25 protein-coding genes are annotated in these 23,195 nt (G+C 41.1%); 14 read left to right on the top strand and 11 right to left on the bottom strand.

The window, feature by feature from the left end; all coding sequences use genetic code 11:
• Positions 1-441: 441 nt before the first annotated feature.
• The 4 genes from HHX48_RS16005 to HHX48_RS15990 form a co-directional block, all read right to left on the bottom strand.
• The gene (locus HHX48_RS16005; protein ID WP_191026348.1) at positions 442-735 is read right to left on the bottom strand and encodes a hypothetical protein; all 294 of its coding nucleotides are present in this window, start codon (positions 733-735) and stop codon (positions 442-444) included.
• 153 nt (positions 736-888) lie between these two features.
• On the bottom strand, positions 889-1,173 hold the full coding sequence (locus tag HHX48_RS16000; RefSeq protein WP_191026347.1) for a hypothetical protein: 285 nt from the start codon (positions 1,171-1,173) through the stop codon (positions 889-891).
• Positions 1,174-1,216: 43 nt separating this feature from the next.
• Complete coding sequence (locus tag HHX48_RS15995) at positions 1,217-1,480, bottom strand: hypothetical protein (protein WP_191026346.1); 264 nt, start codon at positions 1,478-1,480, stop codon at positions 1,217-1,219.
• Between the two features lie 223 nt (positions 1,481-1,703).
• The gene (locus HHX48_RS15990) at positions 1,704-2,114 is read right to left on the bottom strand and encodes a hypothetical protein (protein WP_191026345.1); all 411 of its coding nucleotides are present in this window, start codon (positions 2,112-2,114) and stop codon (positions 1,704-1,706) included.
• A gap of 322 nt (positions 2,115-2,436) precedes the next feature.
• Here HHX48_RS15990 and HHX48_RS15985 point away from each other — a divergent pair, with 322 nt between their 5' ends.
• Complete coding sequence (locus HHX48_RS15985) at positions 2,437-3,174, top strand: DNA/RNA non-specific endonuclease (RefSeq protein WP_191026344.1); 738 nt, start codon at positions 2,437-2,439, stop codon at positions 3,172-3,174.
• A gap of 140 nt (positions 3,175-3,314) precedes the next feature.
• Here HHX48_RS15985 and HHX48_RS15980 read toward each other — a convergent pair whose 3' ends face one another.
• Complete coding sequence (locus tag HHX48_RS15980; RefSeq protein ID WP_191026343.1) at positions 3,315-3,545, bottom strand: hypothetical protein; 231 nt, start codon at positions 3,543-3,545, stop codon at positions 3,315-3,317.
• A gap of 208 nt (positions 3,546-3,753) precedes the next feature.
• On the opposite strand from HHX48_RS15980, the gene HHX48_RS15975 reads away from it, so the two are divergent.
• The 4 genes from HHX48_RS15975 to HHX48_RS15960 all read left to right on the top strand — a co-directional run bounded on the left by HHX48_RS15975 (position 3,754) and on the right by HHX48_RS15960 (position 7,258).
• Entirely contained in the window at positions 3,754-5,019 is a 1,266-nt protein-coding gene (locus tag HHX48_RS15975; protein WP_139758019.1) for a ParA family protein, read from the top strand.
• A 9-nt stretch (positions 5,020-5,028) separates the two neighbouring features.
• On the top strand, positions 5,029-5,964 hold the full coding sequence (locus HHX48_RS15970) for a ParB N-terminal domain-containing protein (protein WP_139758020.1): 936 nt from the start codon (positions 5,029-5,031) through the stop codon (positions 5,962-5,964).
• A 152-nt stretch (positions 5,965-6,116) separates the two neighbouring features.
• Positions 6,117-6,446 (top strand): hypothetical protein, encoded by a 330-nt coding sequence (locus HHX48_RS15965; protein ID WP_139758021.1) that lies wholly within the window; start codon positions 6,117-6,119, stop codon positions 6,444-6,446.
• A 476-nt stretch (positions 6,447-6,922) separates the two neighbouring features.
• Positions 6,923-7,258, top strand: coding sequence for a hypothetical protein (locus HHX48_RS15960; protein ID WP_139758022.1), 336 nt, complete (start codon positions 6,923-6,925; stop codon positions 7,256-7,258).
• A gap of 32 nt (positions 7,259-7,290) precedes the next feature.
• Here the strand turns inward: HHX48_RS15960 and HHX48_RS15955 are convergent, their stop codons facing one another.
• Positions 7,291-7,824, bottom strand: a complete 534-nt coding sequence (locus HHX48_RS15955; protein WP_191026342.1) for a hypothetical protein — start codon at positions 7,822-7,824, stop codon at positions 7,291-7,293.
• A 60-nt stretch (positions 7,825-7,884) separates the two neighbouring features.
• Positions 7,885-8,112: a hypothetical protein gene (locus HHX48_RS15950; RefSeq protein ID WP_139758024.1), complete on the bottom strand. Its 228-nt coding sequence runs from the start codon at positions 8,110-8,112 to the stop codon at positions 7,885-7,887.
• Positions 8,113-8,297: 185 nt separating this feature from the next.
• Between HHX48_RS15950 and HHX48_RS15945 the strand changes: the two genes are divergently transcribed.
• From HHX48_RS15945 to HHX48_RS15930, 4 genes are all read left to right on the top strand, one after another.
• Positions 8,298-11,672, top strand: coding sequence for a UvrD-helicase domain-containing protein (locus HHX48_RS15945; RefSeq protein ID WP_191026341.1), 3,375 nt, complete (start codon positions 8,298-8,300; stop codon positions 11,670-11,672).
• A gap of 274 nt (positions 11,673-11,946) precedes the next feature.
• Complete coding sequence (locus HHX48_RS15940) at positions 11,947-12,366, top strand: hypothetical protein (RefSeq protein WP_139758026.1); 420 nt, start codon at positions 11,947-11,949, stop codon at positions 12,364-12,366.
• A gap of 149 nt (positions 12,367-12,515) precedes the next feature.
• On the top strand, positions 12,516-12,968 hold the full coding sequence (locus HHX48_RS15935; RefSeq protein WP_191026340.1) for a hypothetical protein: 453 nt from the start codon (positions 12,516-12,518) through the stop codon (positions 12,966-12,968).
• Positions 12,965-14,146 carry an acyltransferase family protein gene (locus tag HHX48_RS15930; RefSeq protein ID WP_191026339.1) on the top strand — a complete coding sequence of 394 codons (1,182 nt, stop codon included), beginning with the start codon at positions 12,965-12,967 and terminating at the stop codon, positions 14,144-14,146. Before HHX48_RS15935 ends, HHX48_RS15930 begins: the two co-directional genes overlap by 4 nt.
• A gap of 42 nt (positions 14,147-14,188) precedes the next feature.
• Here HHX48_RS15930 and HHX48_RS15925 read toward each other — a convergent pair whose 3' ends face one another.
• The 4 genes from HHX48_RS15925 to HHX48_RS15910 form a co-directional block, all read right to left on the bottom strand.
• A complete protein-coding gene (locus HHX48_RS15925; RefSeq protein WP_191026338.1) occupies positions 14,189-16,834 on the bottom strand; it encodes a PD-(D/E)XK nuclease family protein in 2,646 nt (881 codons plus the stop codon).
• A 119-nt stretch (positions 16,835-16,953) separates the two neighbouring features.
• A complete protein-coding gene (locus HHX48_RS15920; protein WP_191026337.1) occupies positions 16,954-18,270 on the bottom strand; it encodes a HipA domain-containing protein in 1,317 nt (438 codons plus the stop codon).
• Positions 18,267-18,716, bottom strand: a complete 450-nt coding sequence (locus HHX48_RS15915) for a hypothetical protein (protein ID WP_191026336.1) — start codon at positions 18,714-18,716, stop codon at positions 18,267-18,269. The genes HHX48_RS15920 and HHX48_RS15915 overlap by 4 nt, the downstream gene beginning before the upstream one ends.
• A 6-nt stretch (positions 18,717-18,722) precedes the next feature.
• Positions 18,723-19,298 carry a hypothetical protein gene (locus HHX48_RS15910; protein ID WP_018984086.1) on the bottom strand — a complete coding sequence of 192 codons (576 nt, stop codon included), beginning with the start codon at positions 19,296-19,298 and terminating at the stop codon, positions 18,723-18,725.
• Between the two features lie 198 nt (positions 19,299-19,496).
• Here HHX48_RS15910 and HHX48_RS15905 point away from each other — a divergent pair, with 198 nt between their 5' ends.
• Genes HHX48_RS15905 through HHX48_RS15885 form a run of 5 tightly spaced genes read left to right on the top strand, consistent with a single transcriptional unit; the run spans position 19,497 to position 23,195 of the window.
• A complete protein-coding gene (locus tag HHX48_RS15905) occupies positions 19,497-20,693 on the top strand; it encodes a GGDEF domain-containing protein (RefSeq protein ID WP_191026335.1) in 1,197 nt (398 codons plus the stop codon).
• The gene (locus HHX48_RS15900) at positions 20,690-21,208 is read left to right on the top strand and encodes a hypothetical protein (protein WP_191026334.1); all 519 of its coding nucleotides are present in this window, start codon (positions 20,690-20,692) and stop codon (positions 21,206-21,208) included. The genes HHX48_RS15905 and HHX48_RS15900 overlap by 4 nt, the downstream gene beginning before the upstream one ends.
• Positions 21,198-21,947 (top strand): DNA/RNA non-specific endonuclease, encoded by a 750-nt coding sequence (locus HHX48_RS15895; RefSeq protein ID WP_191026333.1) that lies wholly within the window; start codon positions 21,198-21,200, stop codon positions 21,945-21,947. The genes HHX48_RS15900 and HHX48_RS15895 overlap by 11 nt, the downstream gene beginning before the upstream one ends.
• Positions 21,947-22,711, top strand: a complete 765-nt coding sequence (locus HHX48_RS15890; RefSeq protein WP_191026332.1) for an EAL domain-containing protein — start codon at positions 21,947-21,949, stop codon at positions 22,709-22,711. The genes HHX48_RS15895 and HHX48_RS15890 overlap by 1 nt, the downstream gene beginning before the upstream one ends.
• Positions 22,704-23,195: a thermonuclease family protein gene (locus HHX48_RS15885; protein ID WP_139758037.1), complete on the top strand. Its 492-nt coding sequence runs from the start codon at positions 22,704-22,706 to the stop codon at positions 23,193-23,195. The genes HHX48_RS15890 and HHX48_RS15885 overlap by 8 nt, the downstream gene beginning before the upstream one ends.

The raw sequence follows: 23,195 nt of genomic DNA, 5'->3' as shown, positions 1-23,195 counted from the left end.
AAGTTTCAACGGTTGAAAATGTGCTTAAAGTGAAGTTTCAATCGTTGAAAAAAGTATAAGCTTGCAGATTTGAAGTGCTGAGGCAGAAATTTCAACGGTTGAAAATGTGTTTTATGTGAAGTTTCAACTGGTGAAAAAAGATAAGCTTGCAGATTTGAAATGTTAAGACAGAAGTTTCAACGGTTGAAAATGTGCTTAAAGTGAAGTTTCAATCGTTGAAAAAAGTATAAGCTTGCAGATTTGAAGTGTTGAGGCAGAAATTTCAACGGTTGAAAATGTGTTTCATGTGAAGTTTCAACTGGTGAAAAATGAAACGTTCAAGGTGTTACAGGCCTGCGGCTTACAAGGTCATATCTTTTAAAATGTCATTGTTGCTTGTGAACGGCTTCACAATCATCAAGTCAGAAGCCAATCCCTTAGTGCGATAAAGGTTCTTTCAAATTAAGCTGTATCGTTTAGATACTGCGCAACATCGGTTGAGTATTCCCAGTCCGGGTCAGCAAATACAGTCTCCAGGATAAATTGGGTATCCGGTGGGTGCTTTATAAAAACTGCTAGGTCAAATAATGATGTTAGATTGTGTGTATCGCTGCACTGGCCTATAAGTTGTTGGACTCCACTAATATTGAATTGTTTATTAGGTGAATTCAGTGCCTGATAAGTAAGAAGGTCAAGCATACATCTATCTTCAATTTTCTGCTGAATGTGATTGGCAATACGGACATGGTGACCCATTATCTATCCGCAAAAAGTTTGTTCAGATAGTTCATTCAAAGGTTTTTTAAAACAAGTCATTAAGAAGGTCCATGATTTAGCTGGTGGTACTAATGTGCATTTAGCGTGATTTTTACTCATGAGGCTGAAGCGTTAGCGAGTCAACGGTACCTTTCATTTTTTAAACTTAATATACTTGTAGCCAAATTCTCTCGCTCTCCTGAATGCTGGCCTCAACAAGTCCGGTACACCAGAATGATTTTTAGCCATGCTGACAATAAGCTCATAAATATGACCCATATCATTGTTTAAATTTGCATAGCTTGATACTTGACTTATAAAACGCCACTCTTCGAAAGCTTCAGTTTCGTTGTGTATACCGAGAATATGCTGCATATCGATAGTTAAGATCTCGCCATATGTAGCTCCCGGCAACACGCTATCCATTTTACAATTCATGAAGGTTCTCCTTTCTGAGTATGAGACAAACTAAGTCAATACTTTACTGACGTGTAACCTTAACGACTTTAATGACTTTTGGTATTTCGCCATTTGTTATTATATAAAAAGTTTCAATCGAGCACTTCACCTTGAGTTTTGTTGAGCGAGACTTTATTTGACTAGAAAATTTTTTAATCGATTGACGGTAGCTACCGTCGTCGTCAGCTACTGGTAAAAAAACCCCATAGTTGCCCGGTTCGCCCCTTAATACCTCAAGCAAAGATTTTGATTCAAAAGAAATATGTTTTAGCGTTGACTGTTTCATTCGTACTCTCAGTTTGTTGGATTCTAGGTCAACGTATTGAGTTAAAGGCTTAAGTCGAATTTGAGGGAACCGCCCGTTTGAAGGAGAGAAGAGAGTCTTCTAACTCATGGATAAAGCTAAATTTAGCGTTTACTGCCGTATATTTTCAACGGTTGAAAAAGTAGGGAGTGTTGTAAAGCTGGGACATCTAAAGTGGAGTAGGGCAAACAGGTTTGCCCCGCTATTAGCAGCGTATCTCAAAGCGACCGTTAGCTACTTCTAAAAGAGGAACCGTTATACCTGATGCTAATATTGAAGCATTTTTGACGGGTACACAATTTACCATATCACCATTAGGTTCATTACATATCCTTTGCTTACACTCACAATGTGATTGAGCCCACATAAGAACCTCTTGAGGGTCATTAAATAAACACTTAATCAACGTAGCCACCTTGATAATATCGTCTGTCAGTTCTATCCCCAAAAATGTTCCGTTGATGTGATAAAGATAGTTTTTGCTTTCTACAACAAAATAAAGGCTGCTTATTTGATCACTAAAACCAGAATTCCTGATTCTGATTGGACCGCAGTTTAGTTTCACATCTAATTTTTGTTTGGAAACCTGGAATCTCATAGGGCCTTTTAAAAACATGACTTAACTCTTACCAATTAACCTCCATCAAGAATAAGCGGTCGATAACGCTAGTTATATAGACTGTATAGACTTTTGCATCATCTACGCTGCAAAGAAGTGCAATATCAGACCTTTGCGCTGCTAACAGGAAGAATTATTCTTCATACTTTTATTAGATTCAGACTAACAGTGTGTTGCCACATTATTTTGATGACCCAATTTTCAACCGTTGAAAAAAGCCAGTTATGAATTGGTTCTCCTGAATTGGACACAACGTTAGTCTCGGTCACAGTTCAACTGAAGTTATAACCCTTGAATGAAAAGAATATATAGGTGAGCTATGAAAAAAATTATTGAGTTAGTGATTGTATTAGGTATGTACTTGTACGCTAGCGGGGTGAAGGCATCTGAAAATGAGTTATTAGATTTCGGCTTTTACCAAATGGAATACAGTTGTGAACATAAGGGGTTCAATTGGATTCAGTATGAAACTGTCCCTGATAATGGCGAATTAAAGCGTTATAAAGGATTCCATCGTGAGGATAAGCTACCTGAACACTGCAGGAAGAAAAGTACCTCAACATTCAAGCGCCCGGCCGGAACCACGCAGTATCACCGCGGTCACGGTGTGCATAGTAATCTTTGGGATCATAGCGTAAAAATGATGCGCGCAACCAATACCATGGCAAATGTTGTCCCTCATGAAGCGTATCAAAATGTTCATGGACTTTGGCGTTATACTGAGAAACTTACTGAGTGTTATAGAAATTTAGGAACTGTAAATGTTTGGCTGGGTAACGTATGGGGAAATGATGAGACAAACGATCATTTCGTATTAAGCCATGGAGTCACTACGCCTGATTTCATGTGGAAAGTATTAGTTAGAAGTGATGGAGAGATTAATGCCTGGATTATTCCTAACAATAGACAAGCAACTCAATACAATGCAGCCAGATATGAGGTTTCTGTGCAGAAAATACTAGATACAGTTAACTATCAAGTGCCTGGTCTTGAGGGTCTAGCAAGTCACAAAATCTCTAAAACGTGGTGGCTTCCAAAAGGATGCTCGCTAAGATAATTTTCAACGGTTGAAAAAGTCATAGTCATGATTCCGATATGCTGTGACTTTATCACCACAAGAGGCCAATAGATTGAGCTGTAAGTTTTAATCAAAAGCGCGATCGAATGCTTGGAAATTTCCTTATAAAATTTTACGAACTAATCAGCAGTTAAATTAAACGTATCAACAAAACCCGGTTCTATCCGGTAAGGTGAAGACTCGACTACTTCGCCATTTAGCAACTTTTCTAAATCAGACTCACTAAGTTCGAAATGTCGGGTTGCTCTTATTCTAAGCTCTTGTTCAGTAATCTGTTGCTCACCGCTATGTGAGTGTAAATCACTAACACGATAGTAATCGGGTACAAGTCTCAAAATTTCACTAGCCATAATGGCTCCTCGCTATTCAGTGACCCAGATAGTACCAGAGTAAATTACAATTGCAAAAACTGCGTAACCTTTCTCTAGGCCTTGCCAGTAAAGCCAGCATGATTTTTGTGGCAATATTACGATAAATTGAATAATATTGTTGCAAGTGATTTATTTCGGATAATTATTCGATAGGTTTACGCTCAGGCAAACTTTTAAGGAATAGCAGATGTCAGACATCATTGGGGAATTGAGAGTACTTGGGGCAAAGCTCCAGGAGGATAGTGAAACACGGTTAAAAACTATTCAGGAAGAAAACATAGATCAAGATATTGATACCGTTGTTAAGAATCATAGTCTGTCATTAAGTGAATTAAGTAGGGCACTTGGCCTGCAGACCAATGTACTTAAATCATTTGTGAACGATGCTATTGAAAAAGGACTTATACCTCCCGTCCTGCAAGCAGCAAATAAACGTCATTTATTTACGTTAGAGCACTGCCATATGATTACAGATCTATTGCACAGTTCCGGCGAAATCAAAATGAAGAAAAAGCTATGGCGAGATGAGCATGAAGGTTTAGCTTCAATCATGGTTGCCTCTTTAAAAGGAGGAACCGGAAAAACGCAGACTGCAACATCACTCGCTGTAGGGTTGGCACTTAATGTATCCGAAGCAAAGAGAGTATTGCTTGTAGACCTAGATCCGCAAGGTTCTCAGCGGAATATCATGCAAATCGATGAAAACGATGAATTGATGCTCACAGCTGTAGACTTAATGCTTGGTGATAAGGAGCCTGATAGTGATTATCAAAGTCTGATCAGTGCCGGGCATAGTCATGAAGAAATAGTTAAAGCTTCACTTTTTGATACGCATATTCCAAATTTAAAACTGCTGCCTGCTCACCCTTCAGACGAACGCTTCAACGCATTTGCTTGGCAGGAAATTATAGATGGTTCCAAGCAGGGTGGGGCGGATGTTACTGAGTTACTTAAACAAAAAGTTATTGATGTTGTTAAAGATGACTTTGATATTGTAATTTTTGATTCAGCTCCAAGCATTAACCCGTTAGTTTGGTCTGGTTATGAGGCTTGTAACTTTGTTATTGTGCCCTGTGCTACACGAAGCTTAGATTGGTCTGCTGTTAAAGAGTATTTAATAGACCTCCCTGATAAGTTCGAACAACTTCCAGCTGAAGGCAAGCAGATAAAAGGTGTTCACGTTGTAGCTACAATGTTTGAAGACGATAAACCGGCCAGTGATGATGTGCTTATGAGAATGAAGCGTCACGTTGGCGATAAGATGTTTAACACCACTATTCCCAAATCTAACGCTTTTGAAGTGGCTGTTAGCATTCACCGAACCCCCCTCGATATAAGAAAATCAGAAAAGCTGGTTTCAACACGGCAGTTGGATAAATCTACAATGGCAATTAATAGCTTTGTTCGAGAGGTAAAGCTACGACTGACCAGCCATTTTGCAAGAACTAAGTAAGGTACAGGTATGAAAAGTCCATCACAGATGTATGGCGGTTCAAAGAACAAGTCAAAATTGGGGGCGATGCTCAATCAACAACCGAAGGTTAAAGCCCCTTCTGTAGTTCCCCAGCAAGCGCCTATTGAATTCGAGTATAAAGAATTATCTAAAGAAGAAGCTAAAGAATTATGCTTGCCCCATGAAGACAATCAACGCTGTTGGAATATGTTAACTATGGGGGCTGTGGCTGATATATATCCATCTATCTCTAAAGCTGGGTTTAACTCTGAGGTGGCCGAGGCTGTTGAGATTGATAGTAAGCTGCACATTATAAAAGGCTTGCGCAGGCTATATTGTGTCACACATACGCCTGGAGATTGTGTTTTCAGAGTTCTCGTTTCTAAAAACATGACCAAACAGGATCAGTTTGAACGAGCACGGACAGGAGATATTTACGATAGCCCGAATATATTAGATATCGGTTTTCGCTTAGCTGAAAGGTACCAGGGAAGAGGTGAGGGAGTCAGAATGGGCGAATTAGCTGAGCAAGAGGGGATTGCTCTCGGCAAAGTGTCCGAGGCAATAGCATTTACGAAATTCCCTCCATACATATATGGGGCTTTCCCGGGACTTCGATATATTCGCTATAAATGGCTGCGTTACCTTAAAAAAGAAGAAGATAAACTTTCAAAGCTGGAAGGTCATTTGCCCCAAGTCCAAGAAGAGGAGGCATTTGATTCTGTTCAAGATGCTGAGAAGTCTGCTGAGGTAGCGTTCTTACATATCAAGTCATTGCTTCAAGAACCTAAGGTCGAGGCCGAAAAAAATAAAGCTTGGGATAAGCTTACACCCTTAAAAGGGTTTAAAGTTGATGTGAAAGGGAATGATATATCCATCAAGTTTAATACAGAAAACGTAGACCAAGACTTGCTAGAGAAGTTAGAGGAGCTCATCAAGCGATAAAAATTTATTGGTGCTCCCAAACGTATTTTCTGGGCAAATATCAATCGCGACGACTCATAATCATACTATCTACCTGACCTTAATCCGGGAAAAGGTAGATATCGTTGTTTAATGGCTTAACATCAGAACCAAATTGGAAATGAAGTTAAGTAATGCAAAAGATCAAGAGTTTAGTCGATGATATTGGATCCCAAGTGTACCAACCACAACTTGATGATTCTCTAGGCGACCCAAAAACTAAGACGGTGGTTCATCAATATGCTACTGAAGTAACAAAAAACAGAATCGTTGTGAATTATATAGTCGTAGCACTGTTGCAAGGCAGTATTAATAATAAGGATGCGATGGCTTTAGTGGAGAGAGCCTCTACCTATGAAGGTCTGAATGATGTGTATAGTAGCTTAATTGAAAAAGTATCCCAGATAATACTTAAGCCTGATGAATGTCGCCAATTCAAGGTCACGACAATTCAATCTCATTAAAACCACAAAAGTGAAAGATTAAATTTCGATTTAATAGCACTGAAAGCTTGAAGTTTTCGAACTGAGTAAGAAAACAGCTTTTAGCAGGGTTAAATAATACTTAGGTATAGATGTTAATACCTTGATTGGCGTAATAATCTCAATTTGGTCGCCAGTTGACCTTTTTTCCCCCAAATTTTGCATATACGATCCTTCCAACGCATTCAGGTCAGAAAAAGATCATTCTTATATTGGAATATTTTCTGCCTAATTAACGGATGCTTATGCGCCAATCAGTGCGGAATTCTATAAGTAATACGTTTTCATACGTTCAATAAAGCTTTGGATGAACTTTTCAAATCACCAGTTTAGATTTCTAAGAGTTTGACTGCGGCGAGTATTGAGTCCAAAGAAATAGTATGAGTATTAAAGTTTTTGATGTCAGCTACCGACATATGTACGTCAAAAACGAAGTAATTTGAAGACTGGGGAAAATCATGGTTGATACCACAAAGAAAAATAAAGGGAATGTGCTCTGTATCGATGGGATACATATTCCTTTGCCAGACGATGCTAAATTCGTGATGCAGGAGCCAAACGGTGTATGGTACTGGACAACCCGGCGCCCCCGCTTCATTTTTGATGAATATGAAAAGACTAAAGAAATTGGCTGGATGCACAAAAAGAACCCAGTTTTTGTCGAAAGTGAATACAAACATCAAAAACCGCTTATCACTGAATTAACTGCACCCAGTTGGATGGAAACACTACAAAGAGTGGTTACTGCAGAACTGATGCCTGCACAAAGGTTCTTGGTCGGCTCAGCAAGTTAATAAGAGGAAACAGCACATATGTGCTGGTTTTTTTATTGGGTAAGTGCCCAATCCTTGTGTTTATCCCAGTTTTTGTAAAACCACGCGCTTATATTCTTGATTGGTTCCCCAACCAGCTCCTCATACATCGGTCTTGCTAAATTTAGCTCAACCTTTGTCATCTCTGGTAGCTCTTGTGTGTAGTCCCCGAGTTTTGACTTGGCCGAGCTGGCGGTTCTTAAGTGATTTATCCAAGGATTAACCCTATCAGCTTGCCTAAGAGTACTTTCAAATGTTGTAAGTGCACTGAATAGTTCCTCGTCTTTTGGGGCCCCCTCAAAAACCAAAGTGTTATACAGCATTACTGGAGAGTAATAGTGTACGGCTTCTTTTATCCGATTTTTCATTGTAGGAAGTTCTTTGGCTCTGAAAAAGGGTGGGCACAGAACCATATTCTCAGGCGCGTTTGGGAACATCGCATTAACACCGTTCATGCAGTAGATATCCCATACGTACGGCAGATTTTCTGAAGCGGGCTTTGCAGTTCTATCTTTCGTTTTTAGTAGTTTCGACAATTTGTGCAGCATAAGTCCTATCCCCCAACAATTCTCTGTTTCTTTGGCCTGATATAGACACATCAGTTTTATCTACTGATTACCTTTTGAGGTGTCTTCAAAATCACCAAAACGAATATCATCGAGAAACTGCTTTTTTGCAGGGTGGGGGAGCATGATAACGAAAATAATAGCCGCACCTAGCAAAGCCTGGAACATTGAAAATTGAAGAACTGCCAAAAAAATGAATATCGCAACATAGATAGCACCATGCCGCTCTATAGTGCCAAGTTTGTTCAGTAGTGAAGTCAGTTTGCTCATAGTCGGTCCTTTTTGATTTACCCCATGCATACTATCAATCATCAATATTCACTGATTGTTATTTCCCGATTTATCAGGCTTTTTGCGGACAATTAATAAGCTTGTTCATTCATGTTCCATCTATTTTGACGTTATAGGAAAAGCATGCACGTTGTCTTTAAATCTTAATTTTATTGGATATATAGATGACCGACAGAACTTCGAAAGACAGTATCGTGCAGCTTCAACACACGCTTTTGGACGCTAGCGCCGGAACGGGGAAAACAAGTGAGTTGGTTAAGCGCACATTGCAAGCTTATCTGGCAGTATCGACGCCTGACCAGGTACTTGATTTAACCTTTACAAACAAAGCAGCGTCAGAAATGCGTCAAAGGATTATTAGCGAACTTAAGAACGCTGATTTGGAAACCTTTGTTGAGTCGACACACGAAAAGGAAATGCGCAGCCTGGCAACAAAGGTGTTGGCTCGTGACAAGGCTTTAGGTTGGGACATCCTCAAAAACCCCAATCAGCTTGAGATCAAAACATTCGACTCACTGTGTTCCAGTATCGTGTCACAGGTCCCATTGACTTCGAAAGTTGGTGGCGCTGCAGTAGTTGCTGATAACCCTACCTCTATATATAAACTAGCCGCTGATGAATTACTTCGAGATTATAAAAAAGATTGCGCATGGAGCAGTAATGTTCGAAGGCTGTTACAGCACGTAAACCATAATTTTGAGACCGCAAGTTCTATGCTCGTAGAGCTATTAGGTTCCAGGGATCAATGGTTGCCTATAATTCTGGAAGCTAAAAACACTGCAGAACGAAGAGCTGCATTAGAAAAGAATAATCTGAAATTGCTAAATGTTATTTTCACCCCATTCATTCGAGCCTGTAAGGAAATTGAGAGTGAGATAATTCAAGTAATTGAATATGCCTATTCAAATGCAGTTGAGCCGCTTAGAGAAGCTCTCAAGCCGCTAGTTGGAGTATCAATACTGCCTGAAACGGTAAGTAATCATTCTGATTTGACCATTTACCAAAGTTTGCTTGATTACTTCGTGAGCAAATCTGGCCGGCCGAGCTTTTATAAAAAACTCAACAAGACAAAAGGGTTTCCAGCCATAACAGCATTTAAAGAGTCAGAGCAAAAATCCATAGCAGAAATGCACAATGAAAATGCAAAGGAAGTCATTCAGTATCTTCAAGATTCTAACCTGCAAATGTGGTTGCCGGCGATGTGCAAAGCAAACGACTATCGCTTTTGTGAGCAGGAGTGGGAGTTGCTTGACTCACTGATTTCTCTTCTGCCCTTACTTGCAGCGCGTCTGTTATTGGTTTTCAAAAATACTGGGCGAATAGACTTTGTTCAAATGGCCGCTTCGGCTAGTGCCGCACTGGGGGAGATAGATAGTCCAACCAATTTGGCACTTAAACTAGATAACAAGTATAAGCATATTCTAGTTGATGAGTTTCAGGACTGTAACCTCACCCAGGTTGAGTTGCTAACTAAGCTAACCTTTGGTTGGGAAAAGGGTGATGGAAGAAGCATGTTTTTAGTGGGAGATAAAAAACAAAGTATCTATATGTTTCGCGGCTCCAACGTCTCGGTATTCTCACTGGTTGCGATTAACGGGATTAACGAAATAAAGTTCAATGTCAGAAGATTAGAAAACAACTTCCGTTCACAGGCTTGCCTTGTGGGTTGGATAAACGATGTTTTCGAACCAGCTTTTGGATGTTGTGAGGATATTGTCACGGGGGCCACTAGATTTCACCCTTCTTTCGCCAGAAAAGCACCGCTTGAAGGCAGCCCTGTCGAAGTTGAATTGTTTGATGAGCGTGGCGGACTTGTAACAGAAGCAAGCTATATCTGCCAACAGATAGACCTAATCAAAGAAATGGACCCAGCGGCCAGCATCGCTGTCTTAGCTCGAACCAGAAACGACCTATCCGCAATTACTGAAGCATTTCGGGACAATGATGTTGGTCATCGTGCTGTAGACATTCATAAGTTATCTCGACAAGCATCAATTATTGACTTAACAGTGCTTACTCGCTCAGTTTCACACGTAGCGGATAGGACAGCCTGGATAGGACTTCTTCGTAGCCCTATGGTCGGATTGTCTATTGGTGAACTAGAGTTGGTAGTTAAAGGAGAGAGGGGATATGTGACGCCGGGGGAGCTAATAATCGACCTTCTTCAAAACGACACAATAATAAGCCAGTTACAAAAGGGGTCACAAACAAGAATAAAAAAACTGTTACGCGTTATTGAGCAGTCAATTGGGCAGCTTGAAAGAAAAACCCTTAGCGACATAGTTAAAGGGGCTTACTACGAACTTAATGGACTCAGCACACTTAAATCTGAAGCGGAGCTCAAAAATATCGACGCTTTCTTCAAAATGCTTAGAAAGTTTGACAGCAACGGCTTCGAGCTGGAGCTATTTGAAAATGAAATTGATCGACTATATGCCATAGACCAAAAATCAACAGGGTCCGTAAGTATAATGACCATCCATAAAGCCAAAGGCCTTGAATTTGATTATGTGTTTGTGCCTGGCTCGCATAAGTCTATTCGTGGTGATACAGCGCGCCTTATAGATAGCGATACATTACTATCTAGCAATGGACTTCCTACCCCAGTTGTTGCACCGTCTACTGAGACTGGAGTAAAGGAGTCTCGAATAAATGAGATGATCCGCGGTTTTTCTAAAGTAAAAAAATCTCTAGAGGCAGTAAGGACTGCATACGTTGCTTTAACGCGTGCTAAGAAAAAAATGTTCATCACAGGTCTCGCTGATCCCAAAAAAGAGGAACTACGTTTTGCTGGTACCTCTATTTTAGCAATAATCAATAATCGACTTCCTGAGGGCTTGACTGTAGGGCAGGGAGGGGAAATGTCTTCATCCGATACACGACCCAAACGTACAATTATAGCTAATGTGATTACACCCCCTTTACCCGAAAATAATGTGTTAGCACAATATAGAGGCCTAACAAACGTTTGCAATGAAGTGCTTCCTGAATTTGACTGGTGCCGGGACATTAACCGGTGTACAGGGGTTGTCCTTCATCAAGCTCTTGAGGATATGGCAAAGCACGGAATTGACTCGTATTTTAAAGGCGGTATCGAACACAAAAGAGCTAAATACTCATCTCAATTTAAGCAGTTAGGCTTAAACGTAAGACTCATTCATAAAGCGATTCAAAAGCTAGAACATCAACTATCTTATTTGCAAAAAGACGACACAATTTATTGGTTGTTACAACCAAGACCATCCTCAGAAACTGAAGTCGGTTTTATTTTGAAGGATGGTGGCAAACGGAAACTCAAGCGAATCGATCATACCTTTGTGGATGATGGAGTGCGTTATTTTTTTGATTTTAAGACCAGTGAGCCAAATCCAGGTGAAGGAACAAGCAAGTTCGTAGCAAGGATGCTTTCTCAATACGAGAGGAAGATGAAACAGTATCGCCAATGCTTTCCCAATGAGAAATATGTCAGAGGCGGCCTCTATTTGACTTCAATAAACCTACTTGCTTGGTATGACAGAAAAGCATTAAAAGCAGCCTAATGGGCATGAGCTCATTTAGCCTCTTAAGGGAGGTATAGTATCTTTATCGGAAAAGGAGTATTGGTAATACTTCTTTAGATGAATGGAAAAAATTTTTTTTTGCGCTAGAATCCAGCCAATGAAGGTGTTCAGAAGAATATGGCTCGTATTTTTGCAATCAAAAGTTGGGGCTTTCCTTTTAACCATATATTCAATCTGTATACTACGTTTTTTGTACACGATTATGTAGCATTCTTGATGCGGTCATTTTCAAGAATTATCTGAAGGCAGAGAAATGTTAGACCTGTTAAAAAAGGTTTCTAAAGGAATATATAAACCACAAGCTAGCGAGAAGGTACAGGCTGCCTTAGAGTCACCAGAAGGCAAGGAGTACACGCAATTCTTGATGCATGGTCTGCTGGCTCAAAACTATATTCTCAATATGAAATTTAAAGGAAAACTCTCAAATAAAGATTTTGAAGAACTGGTTAAGTTAGCCGGTACCAGGGACGGTGTAATGCAACTTTCGGCGCACATGGTATTGAGTGGTGTAGACGCTGAGAAAAGCTTTGATGGTATTAATATGGTTTCCCCCGAGGTTGTCGAAGACCCTGATAAGCTGGATCCATCGATTGAGAAACATTTGATAGAACCCGAAGATCCGACAAAAGTAGAGTCTGAACATAACCCAGCCACGATTAAAAAAATAAACTAGCTGTTTTCCTTACATAGTGCCTGTATGAAGTCAGGGCAACATATTGGCATTTGTCCATTTTTTAAATCCCTATTTATTGAACTTATTGTATATCGACGTCACCAGCATCTCCGTAAGATGACCGAACCTTAGTTGGCAAGGTCATAACCATGCAAAACATACGTTTCGTTCTTACTCTCTTTTTAGCTGTCACTGCTTTAGGCTGCGTGCCTGAAAATTCAATTTCAACTATTAGTATGTCCCCACCTTTTGGAAGCGAAGGTCCCTGGCAACTTATTACCTACGATGAAAAACGCCTCGAGAGGGAAGTGGTTAAGTTTGAAAATGGTGAAACATTTGCCATAGCAAAGGCTGTTTACATGAACCGTTATGGAAAAATAGTGTTCAAGGATGGTAGCCCTATTCTGACTATTGATGGCGATGAACTGTATTGGAATGACCAAGGCCTTTTTCTGACAAGTGCTGGCCACATTACAAAGAAAAGTAGATATTTTTCAATAGATGGCAAACCAGTGAGCGATAGTATCCCCCTAATGTTCAGAGACACGCTGCTACAAGCAAAAGCCGACCTGGCGAGTCAGAAAACTGGAGCTATTAAATGAAGCGATTAGGTTATCTTGATGGCCTGCGTGGCTTATTGGCGTTAATTGTCTTTGGCGAACACTTTTTGAAAGTCTTTTATCCAACAGCTATGACGCACGAGACTGTATGGCACAATGGCTCATACTTTGACTTAACTTTTATATTTTCTCCGCTCACATATATTTACAATGGGGCCTTCGCTGTATCTGGATTTTTTGTATTGTCAGGCTATTTGCTAATGCGATCGGTCTGGTATGCAGACAACAGAGAGAGAACCTTCCATATTCAACAGATAGGGCGAAGATATTTGCGTTTCGCAGTACCTATCACAGCTTCGTTGCTCTTCGTGCTCATATCAGGTCAATTGGGTTTACTTAATAACGATGCTTTTATTCAAGAAACAGGCTCGAAACTGAAGAACATCTATCAAAGCCAAGAACCTATGATATTTTGCGACGTGTTAGTGCAGGGGTTCGGCTCTTCTTTGTTTGCCTTTGACTATCGTCATAACCCTGTATTATGGATGATGACGCCGGAAATGTTTGCGGTGATCACGTTCGGCGTCTTTGGCTGCATCCTAAATAATTTGGCATCGAGCCAGGTTACCAGAGCCATGTGTCTGTCGGTCTTTTTGAGTATTTCCTATTTCGTTGTAAGCGGCTACCTCTTTGTAGGTATATGGATTGGAGCACTGATATTTGGCGTAGATTTACTGTGGCGCCGCTTAACTCGAAATCATCGGCTGGTAGCTTTAGGATTTTTTGCAGTAGGTGCCGCCATGCTCCTGATTAACCTGAAAGGAGGAGCATCTAATCCTTTTCTGGTTGGAAAGGGCAGTGAACACGCTTCTAATATAGCTTATACCTTGTACGGTATTGCTTGGGGTGGCTTATTACTGGGCTTATTGCATTTGCCTGTTCTGCAGAATGCGCTCAACAATAAAAGTCTACAGTCTCTAGGAAAGTCGAGTTTCGGTATTTATCTATTTCACTATCCACTTTTGGGGGTGTTAGCCGTGCCTATAGTTAATACATTTTCCTTACCATGGGGAATAGAAACACTTTTAGCCGGTGTGGCCACATTAGCGACCTCTTACCTTATTGGTTTGGTTAGCTATAGATGGATTGAAAGGCCAATCATTAAGGCTAAAAGTATTAAGTTTCAGATTAAATACGATGATTACAAGGCCCAGATTTAGAATTGATATTAAGACTGGAGCTGGGCGCCATTTTACATCGTGTTAGCTACGGCAAATGATATTTTTCTTACAATATCTACAAGCATCTGTACTAGGGGTGACCTGTGCTGCACCGGCAATAAAGCGCTTAGCTATGAGATTCAGCTGGCTCTTCCAATGGTCCAGTGCCTCTTTGAAGTCACTTGAAAGGCTTAATCTCGCTTTTTCAGTGGGTACCACCCCCTTGCCCACATCTGTGCCGTCACTCACTCCAAGCATTTTGATTGCATTCTTTTTGATACCCGCATAGGCCACTCCACAGACATCAGAGGGCTCTGAAATAGCTGCAAGCGGAAGTTGCACATCGCGTAAGGCAGTAGGTGAAATCTTCATTGATAAACTGCCAGACTTATAATCAATTGGAACTTTAGGGGTGAACTGTTTTTTTTCATCCTGTACACAGTCTATCCGGTCAAGTCGTATAGAAATTGAGATACTGCCCGAGCCAGCGCTTTCTTTATCCTCGTTGCGTAGTTTGTCGCCAAGTATGACTGTTCGGTCCTCCTCAATAGCTTCAACCATAAATGGCGGTCGTGTTTTCTCAAAATCTAGCCACTGGTTAACGATAAGATTAAAACTGGATTTTTCCATTTTTAACAAACTTTCATCAATATCATGACGGCCTCTTAAGGCTATAAAAGATTCATCTATCTTTTGTGATACAAGGAGGTGCTGTTGCTCTTCATTTAATTCGAGTAGGTCTGCCTGAGCCCTTAGAACTTTCCAGATGCGAGCCATAATGTCGTGGAGTAACTGGCCTCTTACAGAGGCGCTCAGTCCATCTCTAACCTTGGGGAAATCTTTTACGCGCAGCCTGTTGTCCATGAAGTTCATAAAAGGACATAAAGTCTCTTTCTGCAGAATTGAGACACCCCCCCGGGCCTTTCTGGAAGTATCTATTGGAGCCGGGTCATCAAATTCGGTCTGCACCGGTATTCGGTGAAGGAGGTATGACTGATAGTCAATTGAAGGCGCGTTGAACCATTCTACTGGTGCAACGTCTCCAGAAACAAAATAACTCGGCGTTAACTCAGATTCATGTTGATATTGGCAGTACGAGTAAACAATTTCTGTACAGTTTCTACTGTATCTACTCAAAATGGATTCAAAAAATGAAAGTTCACGATTAGCATCTGCATGAGGCATTTTGTGGTCAATCTGTAGCTGCAGTGGTAAAAAAGTATTTGGAGAAGCTTTAGCTGGGACGGTACCCATATTCATATCTAGCACAAGCATCTTGTCAAACCGAAGACCGGCAGCTTCGAGTAACCCCATAACCTGAATAGGCGTTTCTTTTGTTTCAGGTGAATATAAAGTGTTATTGCAAGCTGTTAGTAAATAAAACAAAGCATCATCAACTGAAATATCAGCCTCAAACGTAAAATTGCCACTGAGCTCTAAAAGCAGCTCCTTAAACTGCTTCAGCGCTTGAAACTCCTCGGAGTTAAGGTTGCGTTCCCCAGGCCAGCCGATCGCTTCAAGAGAGTCATCGAACAACGTCAACCATTGAGCTAATGAAGTAGCGCTACTCCGGTTATTCAGTGTGTTAGCAAACCTGCCAATGGCATAAGAAAGTTTTCGAGGGCAAGCTGGGTCTCCGGTCAAATTCAGCAAAGAATATGTAGTGTTTCCCCTCTCTCTAAGTTGTAAATCAAACCGGGCGCGTCTGCTTCTTTCGATTGTTGAATGAGCGATAAAAGGAGAGTTAACAATTTTAAAAATTTCTTCTGCTGCAACTTCCTCTAGTCCAGTGCGAAGAATTCTTAAGGCCGTTTTTATCAGTGGCTGACTGGAAAGAGGTGTACCAGCAGTTATGTTGTAAGGCTGGGTGTAACTGGGAACATTAGGCAATATCACCTGCGGTTCAAAAACTTCATTTAAAGCACTAACAATAGCTTCACGTTTTGCAGGTAAGTCGGGTACTACGATAGCTATTCGTGCTTTTGGATCTTTCAAATGAGAGTGATGAGCCCATTTGGCCATATTCGATAATTGTTCATCATCATCATAGTTACTCAGCGAAAAGGGTTTCGCTTGATTTATATCTGAAAAATCACTGTGAAAGACATCCGAATGTTTCGCAAAGGCCTGGAATAACTTTTCATGGAGTGGTGGCAGATCGTCAAACGAAAATACGCAAACACATTCCGGAACAGCTAAAACGCCACGTTCAATTGCCTCTATGATTATGAGCAGCGCTTCTTCAGTAGAAACTACTCCGTAAGTGGAGCGCTTTACCTCCTTCTGCCAATTCTTAAACACTTCTGATTCCGCCGAGTCAGCATCAAAGTAACCCACACACCACTGTGCCAGTCTCTTGTTGGCAGCAACAGCTTGGTTAGCAAGTTCAGTTGGATTAAGAATTGTTTCGATATTTTTATCTTTGCGAATTACATCTACCCACCGATAAAACAAAGTGGTGTCGCTCAATAATGCGCAGTTGGTAGCTTTGTGGAAATCTTGCGATTGAAGGTTTCTCCAAGCCTTTTCTATATAATCAGCCAAAGACAGCACTGAAGGGACTTTGACGGACTGTACGCTCTCTTCTAAAATTTTTGCATCAGTAGCCTTTGCAATTACAGCGTCTCTAAGCCGAGTGTTAGGCGTAATAGTCAAAAGGCCAGGTTGGTAAAAGTCAGGTGCATTCATTACGATACCTCATCTTAATACTTTGATTTAAGACGAATGTAATTGTCGTTAGATGCTGCGCAAATTAGAGGGAAGTACTCATAGACTATGCTTTCAGCTACCCAACTCTACCGGTGGGTTCACCGCATTCCAGGCGATAGTTGTTCAGTATCTTGAGGGTGTGAATAAGTATAAATGCCTTTTCCTGAGCCAATTGCCAACTCAATTACTGATTGAGTAGAGGAATCGATATTCGCTTGTTCATATAGCTCATGCCTGTTAGCCAAAGCAGTATTTACTTTGTCGAGCGCTGAATTACCAGACTCAGGCTGTAAATTCATAGATAAAGCCAAATCAACAGCAAAACTATCGTTTATATCAAAGTGCATCCGAGATACTTGATGATCGCTGAACCTTAAAGCAAACGTCGATTCCTGAAGAGGATTCGGAAGGGTATTGTAAGCTGGCGCCAGGCGCCAATGATTAGACCCCAGGTCAACTAGGTTTAAGTTGTCTAGGCCATTTGTCGTGTGATTGATGGCAGCACTGAAAAGCGCCCTTAAAAGCAACTGCTCCTTGTCTTCCTGAGGCGATACGCTATAGGTATCGACTATAGCAGCTGCATCTTTGTAACTGAAAGCAGGGGAGGGCGATAGCAAAGAGTTTTCCCCATGCAAAACATCAAAACTGACGGAATTAAATTTAAGCAATAACGCATTGTCATCAGCCATTTCAAAGTGATGTTTAAAGTTCTTTTGCAAAGCGACTTCAATACCTCCTTCATGAAGGCTAAGCATTTTTATTGGGGCAGAGTCTATTCCAGCCTTTGCTTCCATTAGATGCACGAAGTGACGAACCTGACTTTCATTGAATTGGCTAGATGCATTTGGTTTTAAAACGTATCGCTGTCCATCGTCAGTGGATGTATATTCAATTTTGCTGCGGCTCCCTGGGAGTGAACACGTCGCAGACAACTTATCTGAGCCAATGGGACTGCGTAGGTTATCAGGCTTTGATTCTTGAATAGCAAGTGTCAGCTTAGTCAGATCTGTATGGGAGTCAGCACTGAGATTACTTTGATTGTTTTGTGCATTTAGTCGTATAGCAATATGGTCACCAAACAGCTCTGCACAAATAGATAGCTTCTGGAACTGGTTTAATCGTTCGAAGTGCGAAAACTCATTTTTCAGCATTACCTGCCCGTACGCTCCCGGCAAAAATTGTTGGAAATATAATGGCAAAACCCCATTTCCAGCTGTTACGACATGCTTACCATGATTTTTATTTGTTGCCAGGTTTCTAGGCTCTAATGAAGGACCACCAGCATTGATGTAATCACGGTCATAAAAAAATGAAACAGCTCCCCCAGTAAGCTCGTTTTCATATAACAGGTGACCGACATATTGATAGTCTTGAATGCTGTTACTCCAGCGGTGAACATGTATGAAATTTTTCATTTACGCAAAGCCCTGACCAAGCGCTCTTTTTCGTCGGATCCATTTAACGAGGAGGTGGCTCTATGCTTTGACTCACTTAAAGCGTCTTTTTGTTGTTTTTGTATGAGTTGCATTATTCGTAGGGTTGGTGCCTGGCCTTGGGAAAGAACTCTTATGAGATCGGGGAAAGCACCCATTTCATAAATGTATGAAGCGACGATCCCCCAATTAGTCGCTGCAGAGCCTTGCTCGCATCTCTCAAGCGTAGTTCTGGCCGGAACAGTTCCTAAATACGGTTGAAGCACAATCTTAGCGAAGTTCTCCCGGGATCGTGTGTTTTCATCTTGCAGATTACGGTAACGCCGACAGAAATCTCCAATACATTGAAGATAATTTACGATGTGGCGAGACTCCGGAGATGGATCTTCGTTCAACAGCCCTACTGGCTTCCCGTTAGACTCTTTCATACATATCTACTGCAGATGTTCACTTTTCAAATTAGCCAAAACACTTTCTACCTGGTTCTGGTAGGCAGAATGAATATTTCCCAGGCTATGCAGATGAGTCCAAAGCAGGCTAAGAGGCTTTACTTCGGAGTTTCCTGCGCTTAGACATTGCGTGTTCAATTTGGAAGTGAACAGGGCTGTATCAACAATGTACTCTTTTATAGCGCTGATTAAGTCATCTTCAGATACGCGTAAATCGCATTTTTCCATTATTGAATTTGTGTAAAGCATGACGACGTCTTTTGACAGTAATGAGAGATTATTTGCGTCCAAGTTCAATTGAGCGACTGCAAACATTGCAGCCATATCGATAGCAGTATTTTTCATTGTAAATTCCAAGTCCGTAAGTGTAGCTGCACAACCTACCTTTTTTATTAATTTGTAAAGCGCTAGCTCAGTTTTAATCACTCGCGGTGAGTTCGTGCCGGCTGCTTGTAGGAACCAAATATCATCACGAAATGTAACACTTATGAGCCAGCCAGTATCCCGGTTCCCTATGGCTATGAGCTGGGAGACTTTTCCTTGTCCTGCAAGCTCCTTCAATTGCTTGCTATTTAATCCTGAAGAAGTGATTTTGATAACCTACTTACTCTATCTGTTCCGAGGCTGCAACAGTACTGAGCTTTGACTTAAAGTAAAACGAGATAATGTTAATAAATCGGGAAATCGCGTTACGTTCAAATTCAAACAGGGTAGGGTCTGACCCATCGAAAGTTGTAGAGCAGTTGAGTCAGATTCAAGATGTACTTAAACAAAGATATACAAAGCGCGATAACAAAGTTCTCGCTTCTTGTAATTATCCTGATTGGAGGGGGAGTTTACCTTAATTCCCCACCAGCGTTAGTGCAGCCACTTGCAACGTTGCCGTGGCTACCAGTCGCTGCAACTTTGGGAGCCGTAGCGTTATCTTTAAAGTTAAACCAGCAGCGAATCCTCAATGCGGCTCTTTACCTATTACTAAGCCAAGTCATATTGTTTATTAAGCCATCGCTTCTGTTTACAGACATATACCAAATTAGCTTGGTAACTGGGATGGTCATGGCTCTAGCAATTACTTTAAAAGGAAAGGATAGAAGTGTGACCATCAAAGGCATATTTGATGGCTTTTTATTGCTCGCTTTCATGACCGTGGTCTGGATGCTTATCGGTATGGCAATAGAACACTTCCTAAGCTCAAAAAGACAGTTAATTGAACTGGTTATCTACAGCGCAGTTATTATGTACTGCATTTATCGAATGCTGGAAAAACCTACAAACAATAATTTCATCATCTCAGTAATTGCTATTTCTCATATAATCTTAATCTACAACCACTTGGTTGCTACCAATCTAACTTTAACCTTCCTCGCATGTCTGTGCATCTGCCTGCAAATAGCAGACTCGCACAACATGGCTTACTACGATGAGCTAACAGGAATAAAAGGTCGGCGAGGTCTAAGCATGGATTCATCCAACCTTGGCACCGATTACACAGTTGCCATGGCCGATGTCGATCACTTTAAGAAATTCAATGACACTCACGGTCACGAGGTAGGTGATCAGGTGCTCAAAATGGTTGCCCAAAAATTCAATCGAATTGGCGGGGGAGGGAAGGCTTATCGGTATGGGGGCGAAGAATTTACCCTTTTGTTCCCAGGCAAATCACCTGAAGAAGCGAAGCAGTATTTAGAAGAAGTTCGTTTAGAGATAGAACAGTACCCATTCAGAATAAGAAATACCGCTCAGCGAAAAAAGAGCACTGAGGAAGATCGCAACACGACGGAATCTCCAGCACAAATAGTGCAGGTGACGGTAAGTATTGGGGCCACCTCTCCATCTTATCAGCATGAAAAATTTGAAAAAGTGCAGAGCAGAGCCGACGAACTCCTGTACGAGGCAAAACATAACGGTAGAAACAATGTCGTTGCAAAAGAAAGCAACTTTGTGAGCGAATCATGATCGAGCAGATATCCAAATTATTGGAGAATTATTCAGATTCAGGCGTGAATCATATACATATTGAAGGTTTTCTGGATATCACCGAGCTACAAAAAGCTGCACGGTCTTTACGTCCTGAAAACATTCTCTGTCAGAAAATAATAGCAGGTGAAATATCCCTTACACGATCAGAAGAATCTTATATCACAGAAGGTTTGAATGTAGATGAACCCAATGTGCTTTATATCAGATGTACACAAAAGCATATATCGGCGCGCACTGATGATGGGAATGTAATGGTTGAACCTTTGCAAAAAGATAAGCCATTCACCGTCAGGTTGAAAGAGATAGAGAACCAACTTCATTACAGCTCTGTGATATCTGAACCTATAGGAGAAAAGCTTAAAGATCTAGGATATGAAGCGGCGTTGGAGTTATATGCTATAGAAAACCCATTCACTGAAGAATCGCAAGCGCATGAACTTTTCGAAAAAGGGTATGCCCGGGGTATGAGGGAACTGCTAAATGGGGTTTAAAGAAATAGCGGCTCTTGGTGTTTTCTTAGCTACAGGCCAAGCGTGTGCCATTGATGCCGGCTGTCCCGAACTATCTGACCTAGTCAGTGAAAAGTTTAAAGGCCAGTGCGTGGGAGATTATCTTACGTTTAGAGACTTCAAAAACAGCAGTATAACTATTTCTGCTTATGAAGTTTCTCCCTTTCATACTTGGGGGAACCCAAGATACAGAGATTATGATAGCGAAGTAGGGCTTAAAAAAAATGAAGCTCTCACCCAAGCCAAGAGTCTGCATTGGGATTATGGGCATTTGGCCAATGAAAAAATAACATCTGCAGATATAAAAAGTAGGTTTTTAAGCTTCAATAGAGTACCCATGCCTCCAACATTGAATCGTTCGGGAGGTGTTTGGAATGAGCTGGAAAAGTACGAAATCAAAATGGCTAAGGAACTTGGACCTTTGAAGGTACTTGCAGGCTACTCATACAACAATGATAGTAAGCAGCATTACTATTTCAAAATATATATAAGTGAGCATCAAACAACTGCTTCCTTCCTTATCCCTGGTAACTATGGGGAAGGCAGTATCCAATCTCATATTTCGTCAATGCAATGTATTGAGCAAACAATTGATGAATCTATATTTAACGGCCAGAGTAACTTGGTCGCTGAAACATACAATGATTTTGCATTCACTCCTCACGTATGGACTGCCGGCAACAATGATAGATTAGGTTGCGAAGTGGGCGGGGGCATATAGTGAACTGCGCGAAGTTCAGCCATGGAGCTGGTCACAATACTAAGCTGGTGATGTACCTGCAGCCGCAGTTCAACCTCAAAGAGCAAAGGTTTACAGATGTTGAGCTGCTGGTTCGGTTTAAACGCGATAATGGTGAAGTTCTTACACCGGATCGCTTCTTACCAATGGTAAGGCGCTCAAATATAGGCCAGGAATTTACAAACTGGACTATAAACCAAGCATTAGAAATCTCTGCCAAACTCTGTTCTGCAGGCTTCAAAGGTAAGGTTGCGATCAATATGGATGGAGAACAACTCAATGAACAAACACTGTCCTACTTGCAAAATAGGCATTCATGTCAAAACACTTTTAAAAACATTGAGATTGAGGTCACTGAGTATCTGAGGACTACTCCAGTCAACATTACAGCCAATTTACTTAACCAAATACAGAAGTTAGGGATTTCAATATCAATTGATGACTTCGGTATCGGAAGTAATGGTTTAGAAGCTTTATTAAACTTTCCATTTGATAAGCTGAAAGCAGATAAGTCGGTTATGAGTGCAGATAGTGTCAAGCGAGAAGCAATAGTAAAAAGCCTTGTAGGTATGACCCTTGCGATGAATAAATCACTTGTAGTTGAAGGGGTAGAAGATCCTGACGACGTAATAGACCTCGAAGAATGGGGTGTGTTGAATGTTCAGGGGTTTTTATACGCCAGGCCTATGCCATTGACGGAATTCATTGGATTATTACCGGCGCCAGGGAGAGAGAAAATTGTTTAATCGGACAAAATCGATAGTGATTGCGATGTGTTTTATTCCTTTTCTCTCAGCCTATGGCAATGAGTTTTTTGGAGAACTACATGATGTGGAAAATCCAGGTGAAGTTGTACTAAAGCTGGAGAGCGGCAATCTTATGCGACTCAAATTGCTTGGTCCAGATTTTGGTAAAAGCAGAGAAGAAACGTGTGAAACGAATCGCTCAAATGAAAGCGCCTGCGAACTGTTAAGGGAGAAGTTAGCAGGAAACCAGCTTGGGATAATAGTCGAGGAAGTTGAAGGTGAGACTATGTACGGTGATATTGTAGTAAACCGTAAGGCTCTTAGCCTGTCTCTCATTCGTGAAGGGTATTATCAAGTTGATACTGATCATAATCGCTCTCATGCTTTATTAGAGGCAGAGCAAGAAGCTCGTTGCAACTACCGTGGCATGTGGGCCAAGTGGCGCGGTAATTATGAAATTGCTAAATCCTGTGCCGGGTGGTAA

It is taken from the genome of Salinimonas profundi, from assembly GCF_014750655.1.
In the GTDB taxonomy this organism is placed as follows: Bacteria; Pseudomonadota; Gammaproteobacteria; order Enterobacterales; family Alteromonadaceae; genus Alteromonas; species Alteromonas profundi_A.
Note: the sequence above shows the minus strand (reverse complement) of the source record. Positions and strands in the feature narration are given on the sequence as shown.

Bases quoted from the DNA above. Each gene is read 5' to 3' on its own strand.
- HHX48_RS15965 (WP_139758021.1), top strand. From the start codon at position 6,117: ATGCAAAAGATCAAGAGTTTAGTCGATGATATTGGATCCCAAGTGTAC.
- HHX48_RS15980 (WP_191026343.1), bottom strand. From the start codon at position 3,545: ATGGCTAGTGAAATTTTGAGACTTGTACCCGATTACTATCGTGTTAGT.
- HHX48_RS15900 (WP_191026334.1), top strand. From the start codon at position 20,690: ATGATCGAGCAGATATCCAAATTATTGGAGAATTATTCAGATTCAGGC.
- HHX48_RS15920 (WP_191026337.1), bottom strand. From the start codon at position 18,270: ATGAAAAATTTCATACATGTTCACCGCTGGAGTAACAGCATTCAAGAC.
- HHX48_RS15905 (WP_191026335.1), top strand. From the start codon at position 19,497: ATGTACTTAAACAAAGATATACAAAGCGCGATAACAAAGTTCTCGCTT.
- HHX48_RS15960 (WP_139758022.1), top strand. From the start codon at position 6,923: ATGGTTGATACCACAAAGAAAAATAAAGGGAATGTGCTCTGTATCGAT.
- HHX48_RS15970 (WP_139758020.1), top strand. From the start codon at position 5,029: ATGAAAAGTCCATCACAGATGTATGGCGGTTCAAAGAACAAGTCAAAA.
- HHX48_RS15895 (WP_191026333.1), top strand. From the start codon at position 21,198: ATGGGGTTTAAAGAAATAGCGGCTCTTGGTGTTTTCTTAGCTACAGGC.
- HHX48_RS15990 (WP_191026345.1), bottom strand. From the start codon at position 2,114: ATGTTTTTAAAAGGCCCTATGAGATTCCAGGTTTCCAAACAAAAATTA.
- HHX48_RS16000 (WP_191026347.1), bottom strand. From the start codon at position 1,173: ATGAATTGTAAAATGGATAGCGTGTTGCCGGGAGCTACATATGGCGAG.
- HHX48_RS16005 (WP_191026348.1), bottom strand. From the start codon at position 735: ATGGGTCACCATGTCCGTATTGCCAATCACATTCAGCAGAAAATTGAA.
- HHX48_RS15930 (WP_191026339.1), top strand. From the start codon at position 12,965: ATGAAGCGATTAGGTTATCTTGATGGCCTGCGTGGCTTATTGGCGTTA.
- HHX48_RS15985 (WP_191026344.1), top strand. From the start codon at position 2,437: ATGAAAAAAATTATTGAGTTAGTGATTGTATTAGGTATGTACTTGTAC.
- HHX48_RS15940 (WP_139758026.1), top strand. From the start codon at position 11,947: ATGTTAGACCTGTTAAAAAAGGTTTCTAAAGGAATATATAAACCACAA.
- HHX48_RS15925 (WP_191026338.1), bottom strand. From the start codon at position 16,834: ATGAATGCACCTGACTTTTACCAACCTGGCCTTTTGACTATTACGCCT.
- HHX48_RS15950 (WP_139758024.1), bottom strand. From the start codon at position 8,112: ATGAGCAAACTGACTTCACTACTGAACAAACTTGGCACTATAGAGCGG.
- HHX48_RS15995 (WP_191026346.1), bottom strand. From the start codon at position 1,480: ATGAAACAGTCAACGCTAAAACATATTTCTTTTGAATCAAAATCTTTG.
- HHX48_RS15935 (WP_191026340.1), top strand. From the start codon at position 12,516: ATGCAAAACATACGTTTCGTTCTTACTCTCTTTTTAGCTGTCACTGCT.
- HHX48_RS15945 (WP_191026341.1), top strand. From the start codon at position 8,298: ATGACCGACAGAACTTCGAAAGACAGTATCGTGCAGCTTCAACACACG.
- HHX48_RS15915 (WP_191026336.1), bottom strand. From the start codon at position 18,716: ATGAAAGAGTCTAACGGGAAGCCAGTAGGGCTGTTGAACGAAGATCCA.
- HHX48_RS15975 (WP_139758019.1), top strand. From the start codon at position 3,754: ATGTCAGACATCATTGGGGAATTGAGAGTACTTGGGGCAAAGCTCCAG.
- HHX48_RS15955 (WP_191026342.1), bottom strand. From the start codon at position 7,824: ATGCTGCACAAATTGTCGAAACTACTAAAAACGAAAGATAGAACTGCA.